Source organism: Spirosoma luteolum (assembly GCF_054778875.1).
The window spans coordinates 493555-509738 of the sequence record NZ_BAAGZE010000003.1 but is presented as its reverse complement, the minus strand read 5'-3'; the positions used below and the strand labels follow the sequence as shown (position 1 = coordinate 509738).

At 58.1% G+C, this 16184-nt stretch carries 7 protein-coding genes; 3 read left to right on the top strand and 4 right to left on the bottom strand.

Going from position 1 to position 16184, the window contains the following annotated elements; all coding sequences use genetic code 11:
* Positions 1-10: 10 nt before the first annotated feature.
* On the bottom strand, positions 11-697 hold the full coding sequence (locus ACYVAC_RS04705; RefSeq protein ID WP_461096426.1) for a hypothetical protein: 687 nt from the start codon (positions 695-697) through the stop codon (positions 11-13).
* Between the two features lie 127 nt (positions 698-824).
* Complete coding sequence (gene atpD, locus ACYVAC_RS04700; protein WP_461096425.1) at positions 825-2348, bottom strand: F0F1 ATP synthase subunit beta; 1524 nt, start codon at positions 2346-2348, stop codon at positions 825-827.
* Between the two features lie 280 nt (positions 2349-2628).
* Here atpD and malQ point away from each other — a divergent pair, with 280 nt between their 5' ends.
* The 3 genes from malQ (at position 2629) to ACYVAC_RS04685 (ending at position 8188) form a co-directional block, all read left to right on the top strand.
* A complete protein-coding gene (gene malQ / locus ACYVAC_RS04695) occupies positions 2629-4206 on the top strand; it encodes a 4-alpha-glucanotransferase (RefSeq protein WP_461096424.1) in 1578 nt (525 codons plus the stop codon).
* Between the two features lie 95 nt (positions 4207-4301).
* Entirely contained in the window at positions 4302-7331 is a 3030-nt protein-coding gene (locus tag ACYVAC_RS04690) for a tetratricopeptide repeat protein (protein ID WP_461096423.1), read from the top strand.
* A 128-nt stretch (positions 7332-7459) separates the two neighbouring features.
* Positions 7460-8188: an ABC transporter ATP-binding protein gene (locus tag ACYVAC_RS04685; RefSeq protein WP_461096422.1), complete on the top strand. Its 729-nt coding sequence runs from the start codon at positions 7460-7462 to the stop codon at positions 8186-8188.
* Between the two features lie 75 nt (positions 8189-8263).
* On the opposite strand, the gene ACYVAC_RS04680 is transcribed toward ACYVAC_RS04685, so the two are convergent.
* Positions 8264-11980 carry a sensor histidine kinase gene (locus tag ACYVAC_RS04680; RefSeq protein WP_461096421.1) on the bottom strand — a complete coding sequence of 1239 codons (3717 nt, stop codon included), beginning with the start codon at positions 11978-11980 and terminating at the stop codon, positions 8264-8266.
* Positions 11981-12444: 464 nt separating this feature from the next.
* Positions 12445-15909, bottom strand: a complete 3465-nt coding sequence (locus ACYVAC_RS04675) for a pyruvate carboxylase (RefSeq protein ID WP_461096420.1) — start codon at positions 15907-15909, stop codon at positions 12445-12447.
* Positions 15910-16184 lie beyond the last annotated feature (275 nt).

Genomic DNA, 16184 nt, shown 5'->3' with positions numbered 1-16184 from the left:
GCGAACTAGCTTACAAAGCTCCTTTTACAAAATTGAGGACGCTGCCGATCTGGCTTTTCACGGCGGGTTCGGCGGCTTTGGCGGTGAGCCCGCCCTGATTCAGTTTGGCTACGCTGCCCAGCGCGCTGCCAACGAGCGACTGCCCCGTGGAGGCTCCGCCACCCAGCACCGACATAGCACTGCCCAGCCCCGACAGGCCGCTGGTCAGTTGGCTGGCTTTACCGATCAGCGATCCGGTTGCCAGCAGGCCACTGAGCTGATTGGCGTTCGACGCCAGTTTGGCCAGGCCAACGGCTTTCTGCAACACACCTCCGCTCAGGCTACCCCCGGCAATGAGTGGCAACAGGGCTTTCAGTTTGCCTACCTGCGCCAGCACGTTGTCTTTAAACGTACCCTGGCTTTTCTGGGCACTGGCTTCCAGACTGGCGATGCCCGTTTGCAGCGCTTGGGCCGAAGCGACCTTATCGCCTTTGTTGAGCGCATCGACGGCCTGATCGAGGTGGCCATCAGCGACACTATCGGCTGGTGCGCCGGCATTGCTGACCGGCTTCACCTGCGTTGAGTCGTGTACGGCTCCCATCACCGAGGTGGCGGTGGTCGTACGGGGCATGGTCATCTGGGGCAGCTGCGCCCGAACAAGCGTGGTGCTTCCGAGCAACCCGGCGGCCAATGTAAACCCTGCTGCAACTAGTTTCATACGAATCCTGCTTAGATAATGTACGCTCCTTAGACGTGCGCGGGTGGTTTTGGTTTCGCCAGATACAGGGTACGGTTTCCAACGGGGCCGTGGCACCGCCAGAAACCGTATCGCCCGGCTAATCGATCTACTGACCGGCTTCTTTCATCATGCGTTCGCCTTTGGCAATCGCATCTTCAATGGTACCGACCAGGTTGAAAGCGGCTTCGGGCAGGTGATCGTATTTACCGTCGATGATTTCGTTGAATCCTTTGATGGTATCTTCGATCGGAACCAGTACGCCTTTCAGACCGGTGAACTGCTCAGCCACGAAGAAGGGCTGCGACAGGAAGCGCTGTACCCGACGGGCCCGGCTTACGACCAGCTTATCTTCTTCCGAGAGTTCTTCCAGACCCAGAATAGCGATGATGTCCTGCAGTTCTTTGTAGCGCTGCAGAATTTCTTTCACGCGCTGGGCCGTGTTGTAATGTTCGTCTCCGAGGATTTCGGCGGTCAGAATCCGCGAGGTCGAATCGAGGGGGTCAACGGCGGGGTAGATACCCAGCTCGGCGATTTTCCGGCTCAATACGGTGGTGGCGTCAAGGTGAGCGAAGGTCGTAGCCGGCGCCGGGTCAGTCAAGTCATCGGCAGGTACATAAACGGCCTGTACCGACGTAATCGAACCGCGCTTGGTCGAGGTGATCCGCTCCTGCATGATACCCATTTCGGTGGCCAGCGTGGGCTGGTACCCTACGGCCGACGGCATCCGGCCCAGCAGAGCCGATACCTCCGAACCCGCCTGGGTAAACCGGAAGATGTTGTCGACGAAGAACAGAATGTCGCGGCCGGCACCCTGGCCATCGCCATCCCGATAGTGCTCGGCAATGGTCAGACCCGACAGCGCTACCCGTGCCCGGGCTCCCGGCGGCTCGTTCATCTGGCCGAATACAAACGTTGCCTGACTCTTGGTCATCTCGTCCATATCCACTTTGCTCAGATCCCAGCCACCTTCTTCCATCGAGTGTTTGAAGGCGTCGCCGTATTTGATAATACCGGCTTCGATCATTTCGCGGAGCAGGTCATTCCCTTCGCGGGTCCGCTCACCCACACCGGCAAATACCGACAGACCGGCGTATGCTTTGGCGATGTTGTTGATGAGCTCCTGGATCAGTACGGTTTTACCCACACCGGCACCACCAAAGAGGCCGATTTTACCACCCTTGGCGTAGGGCTCCAGCAGGTCGATTACTTTAATACCCGTGAAGAGAACTTCGGTCGACGTGGCGAGGTCTTCGAATTTTGGCGCTTCCCGGTGAATGGGAAGACCACCTGAACTTTTAGGTTGCGGAATGCCGTCGATAGCTTCGCCAACGACGTTGAACAAACGGCCCCGGATGCCTTCACCGGTCGGCATGGTGATCTGCGTGCCGAGGTCGGTCACGGTCATGCCGCGATACAACCCTTCGGTCGAATCCATGGCGATGGTCCGAACGCGGTCTTCGCCGAGGTGCTGCTGGCATTCCAGAATTACCTGTTGCCCATTGGCTTTGGTCACTTTGAGGGCGTCCAGAATGGCGGGAATCCGCGAGCCTTCGCCCTCGAAACTCACGTCCACAACCGGCCCGATTATCTGCGTAATCTTACCCGTATTGACTGCCGTTTCCGTAATCATCTGTATGTGCTATTGCTGATTGAAAAGTTGCCCATTGTTTGGGACTGCAAAAGTAGGCGAAAAACCGCGCAAAGTAAAGCGCCCATTTTTGCATTTTACCCGTACCCGATATAGGGATTGGTTTGGCAGTAAGGTTTTTAGCAGTTCGGCAGAACAAAATCGGGCTGGGGCCGATTTGTACAAAAGCCAGTTGCCCCTTCGGCCGGGATTACCACCGATCGGGCAATTGCGGCCGATCGGGCCGGTCAAAAAAAAGTCCTCACTCCGTTATTTTCTTTTCATGCTGCAACAACGTTCAAGCGGTCTGCTTCTGCACATTACTTCGCTGCCATCGGCCCATGGCGTCGGCGATCTGGGTCCCGAGGCCTATCAGTTTGCCGACTTTCTGGCGGCCGCCGGTCAAACCTACTGGCAGATTCTGCCGCTTACCCCGGTCGACCCAGGCGCCGGCTTCTCGCCCTACAGCAGCCCCTCCGCCTTTGCCGGCAATACGCTGCTCATCAGTCTGGAGAAACTGCAGGAGGCTGGCTGGCTAACGGCCGACGATCTGGCCGTATTCAACGAACAGACCATCCACGACGTCAGTGTGAGCGAACCCGTTTCGGGCGAAACGCCCGATGGCGTGCTGGCCGGCCCGCTGGTGCTGGCCCCGTCGACCCTGCACGCGGCCTGGATTAAAAAACGCCCCCTGCTCGAGCGGGCCGCCGACCGGTTTCGGCACACAGCCTCGCCCAGCCAGCGTGCCGATTTCGAGCAGTTCTGCGAGCGGCAGGCGCACTGGCTCGACGATTACGCGCTCTTTACGGCCCTGCAGCAGCAAACGGGCGAACCGTTCTGGCTACGCTGGCCCGACGAACTGGTTCGGCGCAACCCCGACGCGCTGGCTTACCAGACCGAACTATTGGCCGACGCCATCGAATTGATCAAGATACAGCAGTACTTTTTCTTCGGGCAGTGGAACGAGTTGATCAGCTATTGTTACGCCCGTAAGATTCACCTGATCGGCGATATCCCGATCTACGTGCAGTTCAACAGCGCCGACGTGTGGGCCAACCCCACCATGTTCAAGCTCGACGAACACCTGCAGCCGTTATTTGTCGCCGGCGCTCCGCCCGATTATTTCAGCGAGTACGGCCAGCGCTGGGGGAACCCCATCTATGACTGGGCCGAACACGAACGCACCGAGTTTGCGTGGTGGAAACGCCGGATGCGGCACCAGATGTCGCTCTACAGCCTGACCCGGCTCGACCATTTTCTGGGCTTTGCCGTGTACTGGGAAATTCCGGCCAGCGAACCAACCGCCAAAGTAGGCGAGTGGGTGCAGGCGCCGATCGAAGCGTTTATGCACGCCATGTATCGCCAGTTTGTCAACCTCCCCATCATTGCCGAGGACTTGGGGGCCCGCACGGCCGATGTGCAGCCACATTTGCGTCATTACGGGATTCCGGGGATGCGGGTGGTGCAGTTTGGCTTCGGCGACGATTTGCCCACATCGTCGCACGCGGTGCATAACCATACCGAAAACTACGTTGTCTACTCCGGTACGCACGATAACAACACCACGCTAGGCTGGTATAACGAGTCGGATGAGGCCCACCGGACGCGGATCAATGCGTACCTGGGGATCGAGGTAACGGCCGATAACGTAGTCGATCAGGTGTGCCGGCTTACCCTGCAGTCGGTAGCCCGGCTGGCTATCATGCCCGTGCAGGACGTGCTGAAGCTCGACGAAACGCACCGTATGAACACGCCGGGGCTGGGCGGCCGGAGCTGGCAGTGGCGTATGCAGGCTGGCGCGCTGACGGGCGACGTGGCCGAACGGCTGCTGAAACTGACGAAGATGACGGGTCGGGCATAGCGGGCTGCGGCCTATCTTTGGCGCCCGGGGCGGGGTGGCTGCGTACCTGCGCAGTCAAACAGGCACTAACCCGCTACCCAGTGCGTTTTTTGACTATGTCATCTTTGTTTTTCTGGCGAGAATGGGACCGGGTCAGCCGGTTTATATACGTAAGCAGTTTGTTTGTTGTGGGTTGCAGCCTGCTGGCCCTGGTCGTGGCCTGGGCCGGCGGGCTCAGCAACGTGGTACGGTGGGATGTGCTGAGCGAACTGAGCGATGTGCCCGTCAGCCTGCATCAGTTTACCGACGGCCTGCTCGACTATTCGGTGGGGGGTAAGGCCTACGTTGTGTCTGAGCAGTTTATAGCGTCGGCCATGCAGCTTCGGCCCGGTGTGGCGACAGCGCTGCTCACGGGCGTCGGGCTGGCCTTTGTGCTTATCCTGAGCACCCTTACCCAATTCGACCGGCTGCGGTATCTGGTGGGTATGGGGGTACTGATTCTGGGGCTGGCTTTTTTCCGGTGGGAAATGCTCGAGGTGCCCGGTCTGGAGGGCAATACTCTGTTTCTGATTCTGACCTGCCTGTATGGCGGACTCAGCTATTACTTCCACGCGTTTCGGCCCGACTGGTCACTGCCGGTTCGGCTGATCGCGTTCGGGGGGCTTACGGCGCTGGTAGCGCTCGGACTGGGTGTGTCGACACCCGTACCGCAACCGGCGCTGGCACTCGTCAGCTACGGCATGCCGGTACTGCTGGCTATCAGCACTGGTTTCATTTTCTTTATTGCGGCCGAAATCGTGGCCGGACTGGTCTGGCTCACCTCGGTCAGCCGCGGGCCACAGGCTGTGTCGAACCGCCCCGACGGTCAGGCTGTAGGCACAACGCTGGGGATGCGTAACTTCCTCATCATTACGGGCCTCTACCTCGTCAACCTGGCGCTCGTCTGGCTGCGCAATACCAAACTAATCGAATGGGACGTGTTGGCGATCAGCCCGTTCGGGCTTTACCTGATCTCGGTGGTGGTAGGTATCTGGGGCTTTCGGCGGCTGGTTGAGCAGCAGGCGGTCGTGGCGTTCCGGCCAACGGGCGCCGTGCTGTATCTGGGGCTTACCCTGCTGACCACCCTGACCATCGCCTACGCGTTTGCCACGGCCAACGACCCGCTGGTCGAGCTGTTCGAGGATGTGATCGTGTATACGCACCTGGCCATGGGGCTGGTCTTTGTGGCTTATGTACTCATCAATTTCTGGCCTATTTTCCATCAGCACCTGGCCGTATACCGCGTGTTGTACAAGCCCAGACGCCTGGAGCTGAGTTTGTTTCGGGTCGTGGGTGTGGTGCTGATGGTGGTGCTGGTGGCCTCGGGCGGGCTGATTACGTTTCGGCAGGGCGTGGCCGGTTACTACAACGGTCTGGGCGATTACTACGTTGCGACGGGGCAGGCCACCTCGGGCAGCGCGTTTTACCAGCTGGCGCTGGAGCAGGAGTTCCAGAACCATAAGTCCAACTATGCGCTGGCCTCGCTGGCCCTGGCGCAGGACGATCAGGCTACGGCGGCTTTTTACTTCCAGCGGGCCATGCTCAAACAGCCCCATCCGCAGGACTACGTTGGGCTGAGTCAGAGCTACCTGCAAACCAATCTGTTCTTCGAAGCCGTGAAGGCGTTGCAGCAGGGAATCCGGGCGTTTCCGGGCAATGGTGAGTTGCAGAACAACCTGGGTTTTCTGTATGCCCGAACGAGTGTGGCCGATTCGGCTTATATCTACCTGAAGGCAGCCGCGGCCAATGCCGGTCGCTCCGAAGTGGCCGAAGCCAATCTGCTGGCGTTCTACGCTCGCCACCCCCTGGTGCTGAGTGCCGATTCGTCGCTGGTGCAGTCGATCGGGGCGTCGGACTACGAATCCTATCAGGCCAACGCGCTGGCGGTGCGGCTGCTCCTGCAAGCCGATACCACCCAGCCCGCCCGGCCCGGGTGGCTGGCTACGGCCCCGGCGGGCGAAGGGCTAAGCGTTGGCCGGTTTGCCAGCCTGTACAACTTTGCCCTGGCCAGTCACCAGCCCGATACGGCGCTGGCCACTGCGTTCCGGCAGCGCGAAGGCAATCCGCTCAATCAGGATTTTTCCGACGATCTGCTGCTGGCCCGTGCAGTGGCCGAATACAAAGCGCGTCAGCCGGCCACGGCGTTTGCGCTGCTCGATCAGCTGGCCGAGGGCGACAGCCGCAACGGCGCTGCCTACCGCTCGGTGGCGGGGCTCTGGCTGCTCGAACAGGGGTTCTACCAGCGGGCAGCCGATACCTTCGGCCAGAACCGCGATACGACCTCGATTTATTACCGGGCGGTGGCCCTCACCAAAGCCGGCGATCTGCCACTGGCTCAGTCGTACTGGGAAACGGCGGCCACCACCGATTCGGCAGTGGCCGGTCTGAAACGGGTGCTCTACAACGAGCGCCCGCCCCAGACCGATATCGAAAAAGCTATCTACGTAGCCTGGCGCCCCGACGATGCCAGTCGGGGTCGCTACTGGGAAACGATTGCCGACCCCAGTCTGAAGACGGTGGCGGGGGTGGCCCTTACCAACGATTACCTCGATGGATTGCAGTGGCGTAATGCCCAGCTGATGCTCTCGGGCATGCCCCGGGTGGGCGTGAGTCCGGTGGCGGTATCGCTGCGTAATGTGGCGGCCGTGCGGCTATCGGCGTTCCGGCGCAGCGTAGGTTCGGCCAGAACGATGGCTGTCGACTCCATTCTGCCGCAGCACCGGGCCGAAGCTGACTACTGGCTGGGGCAGGCCTACGACCGGACGCGGCAGCCCGCGCTGGCGCAGCCACTCTACGCCCGGGCGCTGGCACTGGCCCCCCTGAACGGACGATACGTGACGGCTATGGCAGAGCTGCTGCGCGCCCGGCGCCAGACCAGGCAGGCTTACGATCTGGTGCTGACGGCGCTGCCCTACAACGAAAATCGGCCCGAACTCCTCAAAACGTACATCAGCCTGTGCCTTGAGCAGGGCTTGCCCGATTATGCTACGGAGGCACTGGCCCGGTTGCAGGGGGCTACATCGCCCGCCGACTATCAGGCCTTTCTGGCGACTTATCAGCAAAAACTGGCTTCGATCGAAAAGAGTAAACAGAAGTTTCTCGAATAGCTTAGCTTTGAGTTATTCGATCATCGGCCTGATCCCTTCGATGGGTGTCTGGTGGAGTCGGCAGGGGCCGTGCCCCGTTTCATACCAACCGTTAACAGAACGACGCTCCGGGCGTTGCAGCGAGCTACATGAATATTATCGAAACCGACCAGGTTGCCAAACGCTACGTGATGGGGACGGAAGTGGTCGATGCCCTGAAGTCGATCACCATCCAGATCCGGAAGGGCGAATACGTAGCCTTTATGGGCCCGTCGGGGTCGGGCAAATCGACACTGATGAATATCGTGGGCTGTCTGGATACGCCAACCTCGGGACGATACGTGCTCAACAATCAGGACGTGAGCCGCATGGGCGAAAACGAACTGGCCGAAGTGCGCAATAAGGAAATCGGGTTTGTGTTTCAGACCTTCAACCTGCTACCCCGTCAGACTTCGCTCGAAAACGTGGCGCTGCCGCTGATCTATGCGGGCTATAGCAAAGCCGACCGTACTGAAAAAGCCATGCTGGCGCTCAAAAATGTGGGCCTCGAAAACCGCGCCGGCCACCGCCCCAACGAACTGTCGGGGGGGCAGCGTCAGCGTGTGGCCGTGGCCCGCGCGCTGGTCAACGACCCCAGCATTCTGCTCGCCGATGAACCAACGGGTAACCTCGATACAAAAACCTCCTACGAAATCATGGATCTGTTTGATCAGATCCACAGCAAGGGCAACACGGTTATCATGGTTACCCACGAAGAAGATATCGCTGAGTATGCTCACCGCATTGTGCGGCTTCGCGACGGGCTCATCGAAACCGACCGCGCCAATGCCAACGTTCGTAAGGCTAACCTGCTGATGCAGTCGGTGGCGGGCGCCTGAACGCCGGAGAAACACGAAACGCAACAGGGGGCCAATGGCCCCCTGTTGCGTTTCGTGCCGTTGTATAGCCGGGTATCAGTCTTGGGCGAGGGGGAGGGTTACGGTAAAGGTTGTGCCCTCGTGTTCGATACTGTCGACCTGAATGGTACCCCGATGCAGTTCGACAAACTGCCGCGTAATGGTCAGGCCCAGCCCCGTACCCTGAATGGTACTGGTATTGCTGGCGCGGAAAAACGCCTGAAAGAGCGTATGCACTTCGTGGGCCGGAATCCCAATGCCCTGATCGATAACCTTGATGACCAGACTATGGTCGGTAAAGATGAGGTGCAGGGTTGGTCCCGAATTGACCGAAAATTTGAAGGCATTAGACAGCAGATTGATCAGCACATGGTCGATCAGTTTTTCGTCGAGGCTGGCCGATGCCGGTGTGCCCTCGCAGATCAGCGAAACGGTGCGCCCGTCTGGCCGCTGACCGAAATGGGTACTGATCACACGCTGGCACAGCGCCAGCATATCGACTGGCTGGGGTGAAAACGAAATGCGGCCAGCCTCAATCCGGCTGATGGTCAGAATATCGGTGAGCAGCGTGGTAAACTGGTCGACAACGCGCTCAATGGTCGAGGTTTGCTTCTGAATCGCTGCCTGTACGGTGTCGAGGGGAAACTCGAGGTAAAGCTTGATCAGATCAATGCTGGTCTGAATGGTCGCCAGGGGGGTTCGGAACTCGTGCGAAACGGTCGATACGAACTGCGACTTGAGCTGATTGAGCTCCTGCTCGCGTTGCAGCGATTCTTTGAGCACAATTTCAGTTTGTTTCTGCGCCGTGATGTCGTTTACGATGCCGAAGTAGCGTATCGGGTTCTGTTGCTCATCGTGCATGATAAACGTCCGGGTTTCGAGCCAGCGAACCGAACTGTGCGAGCCTTTGACCCGGAACTGAACCGATATTTCGTGCCCCTGCCGGTAGCGCTCGAATTCCTTGACCACGTGGGGCCAGTCTTCGGGCACGATCGTGTTGAGGAACATCATTGTACCGCGCTGATCCTGGGGCGATTCGATACCAAACACCCGCTCGTAGGCTGAGTTGATGTAGAGCAGCTGGAAGGGGTCGGCCTGGTGAATCCAGAATACTTCATCGACGTTTTCGGCGATTTCACGAAACCGCTGTTCGCTTTCCCGCAGGGCTTCTTCGGCCAGTTTTCGGCTCGTTACGTCCCATACCACGCCGATGATCGAAGTCGGGTTGCCCAGCTCATCGAGCAGCCGAATGCCGCTGACTTCGATATAACGGCTGGAGCGGTCGGGCCGAATGATACGCAGCTCGTTGAAGATGCGGTCAGGTATCGGCTTACTGATATACTGGTTGACGAAATTGGTCCGTTCGTCGGGGTGCAGGATCTTGAGCAGCTCCGGGGTGGAGACATGATCAACGTCGAGGCCGTGGATATCGGCCGCCTGCTTGTCCCAGTACATAATCCCCGTTTTCAGGTCGAGTTCGTAGATACCCTGACCGGCGGCTTCGGTGGCCAGCTGCAGGCGCTGATTCAGTTTCCGCAGCTCAATCTCGGCCATTTCGCGATCGGTAATGTCGCGGGCCGAACCGTACACGACGCCATCGTAGGCAACGGCGTTCCACTCCACAAGCCGGTAAGCGCCATCTTTCCGGCGCATCCGGCTTACCTGGTTCCTGACCGACCGCTGGCTGATTACTTTGAGCAGTTTGTGGTATACGTACCCCTGCTCGTCGGGGTGCAGCAAATACAGAAACGGTATTCTGATCAGTTCTTCCTTCGGGTAGCCAAGCACCTTCAGAAACGAGTCGTTTACTTTCGACATGTTGCCCTGTAGGTCCGAAATACAGTGCATGTCCAGGGCACTGGAAAAGAACATTTCCAGTTCCCGGTTTTTTTCCTGCAGCTGCTGCTGGGTCGATTTAAGGTCGCTGATGTCGGTGGCGATACCGACCAGTCCGGTCGGGTATCCGTCCTGATCGCGCAGTACGCTGATAACCAGGATGGTGTTTAGCTGCCGGTCGTAAGGAGCCAGTACGGTACATTCAAAGCCGACGTGTCCTTCCGTACGCAACGCATCGCTGTAGATACTCAATGAATTTTCGACGGAGGGGTGCTGGCATATGGTCAGGCGCGGAACAGGCGACTGGGGGGTTGGCGGCAAAATTTCGACCGACTGACCAATAATCTCGTGCACGGGTTTGTTGAGCAGCATCCCCGTGGCCCGGTTGGCAGTTTTGATTACCCCATTGATGTCGGTCGAAACGATGGCCTGCCCGGCCGATTGTAGTACGGCTTCGTGCAGGGTCGAGAGCTGCCTGATTTCCCGGGCCCGCTGAAGTACACCTTCTTCGAGTTCTTGGGTATATTGTTTCAGTTGCGTGTCGATGGCCTGCTGATGCAGCGACACCGCCAGCTGATTGGCCAGTTCGGTGGCAATTTGTCGGTACTCGGTCGAGAAAGCATCGGGCTGGGCCGACACCAGCGTGATAACACCCAGGTGCTCCTGCCGGAACAGAACCGGCACAACCGCCAGTGACCGGAATGGCTGACCGGTCAGGCTAGGGTAATACTGAGGTTCGGTATTCGGCAGAAAAGAGGCTTCGGCAAGCGGCTGGGCAGCATCGACCAGCATCAGTTTTCCATCCTGTATCCGATCGGTTGGCACGGGATCCGGCTGCCCCGCATCGACCCTGAACAGGGTTGCCGCATCGCAGGGAATCAGCGAGTGGCAGTAGCGAAGCGTGGTCTGGCCGGGCGAGTAGGTATTGGCCGGATCGCTCAGCAGTGACTGATAAATGGCGTGCAGCCCTTCCAGTCGCTTGTAAGCCTGCTGAAGCAGCAGGTGTTGTTGCCGGCGCAGCAAAAAGTTGTTGATAAGGGTTGTAAACGTTTGCAGCAACGATACATCCTGCTGATCCCAGTTGCGATACTCCCGAATGGCGTAAAAGCCGATGAACCCCCGCGTGATGCCGTTTTGCTGCATCGGTACGGCAATCATCGAATGAATCTGCTGGGCGTCGGCTGTACGCCGTTCGGCAACGGCTTCGGGCGGCAGATGTTCTTTCGTAACGTGAATAAGTTTGCCCGTCGATAATTGCTGATGCGTCCATTTAAAATCGTCCAGCGAAAAATTCTGACTCAGGCTTTTTATCGATGGACTGCCGGGTGAGCACCACTCGTAAACACAGTCGCCGTGGGTACGCTCGTCGTTGTAAAGAAAAACAATGGCCCGGTGCGTATCGATATGCTCGGCAATCTGACCAAGCGACTCTTCGATAGCGGCATCGACGTTGGCCGAGTTGACCGCCAGTAGCCGCCCCGCCACGTCGGACACGATGGATTCCATATCGACCCGGCGCTGCAGCAGGCGCGAGAGCTGCATGGGTTCGCTGATGTCGTGCACGTTGATGAGCAACTGATCGCCCAGACACGAGATAACCACGTGCAGCCATTCGTCTTTGCCCAGCTTCCGGTTATGAATCATCCGATGCTTGGTTTCGCGCGAAACGGCAACCTGCATCATTTGCTCAAAAAAATCGGATTGCCTGGGAAAGCGGGTTCGGGTTGGCTGCCCCACCAGGTTGTCGATCGAGTGCCCAAGTAAGCCTGCCATGGTTTCATTGACCGATGTGCAGATGAAGTCGGTAATCGTATTGTTTTTGTCCAGAATGGGTTTGGCCAGTGCAAGACCCGGTTGGGCTGCGGGGGCCCAGTCGGGAACAGGCTGATCCCAGAAATTGGAAAAATTAAACATGGCAGACTCTAGCGAAGTCTTCATAGAGCTTGGGTCGGGTAACCTGAATAGGCCGATAAGTTGCTGATAAAGATGGCGTTGAGAAAGCAAGCTGGCAATAGCGGGTAACCAGGGGGGCTGGCAAAAGCCGTTCGATGTCACGGTCAGATTCGTGGATTTGCCGAGCGCATTCAGAGACTACAAATTGAAGGCCAAACTGATTAAAGTCGCGCTAATTATGGAGCAGCCGGGGCCTGTAATCTACTAGTGCGTAGACGGTTAGGCTAATGGATGGAATCGGGCCCATCTAATTCAGAAAGCTGGCTGGTGCAAAACGGCCAGAGCCGGGCGGAGGGGAGCGTTATAGGATGCGTCCCAGGTCAGCCACCGGCAACATGCGGTGAAGGTAGCTGCCGACGGGGCTGTCCGGTGGTATACGTGAGGAAACCGGTGGGAAACAGCCGGGCAGAAAGAAAAAAAAAGGGGAGGCCGAAGCCTCCCCGGTGCCGTTAGGCCAGTTCGAGCACACAGTCGTCCTGTTCGACAACGGTGCCTTCTTTCAAAATAACGTTGGCAACGGTACCTTCTTTCAGAGCCGATACGATGCTTTCCATTTTCATGGCTTCGATCACGAACAGCGCCTGATTTTTTTTGACCACGTCGCCTGCTTTTACCAGAATTTTCGTGAGCCGGCCCTGCAGTGGCGCACCAACGTCGGTTGCTTTTGCTACCTTGGCGTTCATCTGCTTTTCTACTTTCGAGGAGCGGTCGCGCACCTGAACCTGCCGGCTCTGGCCGTTCAGTTCAAACGTAATCGTGCGCATGCCAAACTCGTCGGGCTCCGACTTAAACAGTAGCCGGACCAGAATATTCTTGCCCTCTTCGATCCGGATCAGAATCTCCTCGTTTTCTTTGAGGCCGTAGAAGAAGGCCGGTGTCGGAATGACGCTTACATCGCCATACTGCTCGATGGCTTTGTAATAGTCGTCGTATACCTTCGGGTACATCTGATACGAAAGGTAGTCGAGGAAGCCATCGTTGAGCGGATACTTCGTGCGGAAAGCAGCGAAGTCGGCGTCGAAATCAATAGGCGCCAGGTGTTCGTTTGGCCGGCCCGTGAAGGGTTGCTCGCCCTTTAGCACCACCCGCTGCACATCGGCCGGGAAACCGCCCACTGGCTGCCCCAACTCGCCTTTGAAGAAGCCTTTTACCGATTCCGGAAACGACAATGAGTCGCCACGGGTCAGCACATCGTCGGCCGTCAGGTTATTGGCGGTCATGAAAATGGCCATATCGCCCACCACTTTAGAGGAAGGCGTTACTTTCACGATGTCGCCAAAGAGCTGATTGGCCAGCACGTAGTTTTTCTTGAGCGTCTCGAACTTGTCGCCCAGGCCGGTAGCAATGGCCTGCGGTTTCAGGTTGGAGTACTGGCCGCCGGGAATTTCGTTTTCGTAGACCTCGGCGCTGCCGGCTTTCATACCCGACTCGAAGGGGTAGTAGTACTCGCGCACGTCTTCCCAATAGTTGGAATAGGCATTGAGCGAGGACAGGTTGGTGGGGCATTCGCGCTCGTGGCCCTGCATCATGGCCACCACCGAGTTGAAGTTGGGCTGAGAGGTCAGCCCCGACAGGGCCCCCAGGGCACAGTCGACAATGTCGACATTGGCGTCGATGGCTTTGAGGTAGGTAGCTGCCTGAATGCCGGCCGTATCGTGGGTATGCAGGTGAATCGGAATCTGAACGGCCTGCTTCAGTTCGCGTACCAGCACGTCGGCCGCGTTGGGTTTGAGCAGCCCGGCCATATCTTTAATGCAGAGCAGATGCGCCCCTTCGTCTTCAAGCTGCCGCGCCAGATCGAGGTAGTACTGGAGGTTATACTTGTGGTTGCGGTCGGGGTTCAGCATATCGCCGGTGTAGCAGATGGCCGCTTCGCAGAGGGCGTCGGTCCGTTCGCGTACCGCCCGGATGCTTACTTTCATGGCCTCGACCCAGTTGAGGGAGTCGAAGATGCGGAACACATCGATGCCCGTTTCCCACGATTTCTCCACAAATTTCTCGATCAGGTTGTCGGGGTAAGCTGAGTAGCCGACCGCGTTGGAGCCACGGAAGAGCATCTGCAGCAGCATATTAGGCATAGCCTCGCGCAGGGCTTCGAGCCGCTTCCAGGGGCTTTCGTACAGAAACCGCATGGCTACATCGAAGGTAGCTCCGCCCCAGACTTCCATCGAAAACAGCTCGGGGTGGTTCTTGGCAAACCCTTCGGCTACTTTCTGCATATCCTGCGTCCGGACCCGGGTAGCCAGCAGCGACTGGTGCCCGTCGCGGAAGGTGGTGTCGGTGTAGAGGACGCTTTTCTGATCGTAGACCCACCGGCTGAACGCGTCGCGCCCCATGTCCTTGAGTCGATCGCGGTTGCCCGTTGGGTAGGCACTGTAGGTATCGAAGGGCGGAACGATGGGGGTTCTGAACAGCTTATCGTCTTTCTGGCGGGCCGCCCCCGGCTTCACTTCCGGATTACCATTGACAATAACGTCGGCGAGGTAGTTGAGCGCCCGGGTCGAGCGGTCCTGTGGTTTGCGGAAGTTGAACAGTTCGGGGTGAGTTTCGATAAACGATACCCGCGCTTCACCCCGCTGGAAAATGGGGTGACTGATTACGTTCAGCAAAAAGCCGATATTGGTCTTTACGCCCCGAATCCGGAATTCGAGCAGCGCCCGGGTCAGGCGCTGCGTGGCTCCCTTGAGGGTGCGGCCCCGCGCCGAGACCTTCACGATCATGGAATCGAAGTAGGGCGAGATTTTCATGCCCGCGTAGCTGCTGCCTTCGTCGAGCCGGATACCGAACCCGGCCGCGTTGCGGTAGGCCGTGATGGTGCCGAAGTCGGGTTTGAAGCCGTTGGCGGGATCTTCGGTGGTAATGCGGCACTGGATGGCGTAACCGTTGAGGGGCACCTCATCCTGATGACTGATGTAAATCCCGTTGTCGGAGAGCTGGTAGCCCATGGCAATCAGAATCTGCGTCCGCACAATATCGATACCCGTTACTTCTTCGGTAATGGTGTGCTCGACCTGAATCCGGGGGTTTACTTCGATAAAATAGATGTTCTCGTTTTTATCAACCAGAAACTCGACCGTACCTGCGTTGGAGTAATTAACGGCCCGGCCCAGTTGCAGGGCATAGTCGTAAAGCTTCTGCTTGGTGTCCTGCCGCAGTCCAAACGAGGGCGCTACTTCGACGACCTTCTGAAAACGCCGTTGCACCGAGCAGTCGCGCTCGTAGAGGTGAACGATGTTGCCGTGGGTATCGCCCAGCAGCTGTACCTCAATGTGTTTGGGTTCTTCGATAAACTTCTCCAGGAAGATCGTATCGTCGCCAAAGGCGTTTCGGGCTTCGTTTTTCGCTTCGGCAAACGCTTTGGCAAACTCGTCGGCCTGCCGTACTACCCGCATACCGCGTCCGCCCCCGCCCGCAGCGGCTTTCACCATGATTGGAAAGCCAATGCGTTCGGCCTCGGTCAGGGCAAACTCGGGCGACATATTTTCTTCGCGCGAGTCGGGAATGAGGGGCACGCCGGCTTTGGTCGCCAGGTTTTTGGCCCGTACCTTGTCGCCCAGCGCATCCATGGCTTCGGGCGATGGACCCACGAAAATGATGTTTTCATCGCGGCAACGCCGGGCCAGGGTCACGTTTTCCGACAGAAAACCGTAGCCGGGGTGAATCGCGTCGACCTGATGGCGTTTGGCCAGCAGAATAATTCCTTCTACATCGAGGTAAGGCTTCAGCGGATCTTCGTCGCGGCCAATCTGGTAGGCCTCGTCGGCCTTGTACCGGTGGAGCGAGTAGCGGTCTTCGTAGGTGTAAACGGCAACGGTCGTAATGCCTAGTTCGGTGGCGGCCCGCATGATGCGGATGGCAATTTCGCCCCGGTTGGCGACAAGCAGACGTTTGATCGGGCGGATGTAGTCCTTCATCTATACTGAACGAAAAAAGGAATGGGGAAGCTGGCGCAACGCATGGATACCTGCGTATGCCTGCCGTTGCAGCAGCCTGATTGGTTTTGGGGTAGCAAGTTTGCTGAAAATTTGCAATTGCGCCCAGTCTACCGTAGAATCATTGGTAAATACAGGCTTTTCGGGAAATATTGCATAAAAGCGCCGGTCTGGTTTGGGGCGGCTGGCCGGCTGGCGGGCGGTTCTGATGCGTCATTTAGCGGTGTTTCAGCCGTTTGTGTCGAATCGGGAGGTAG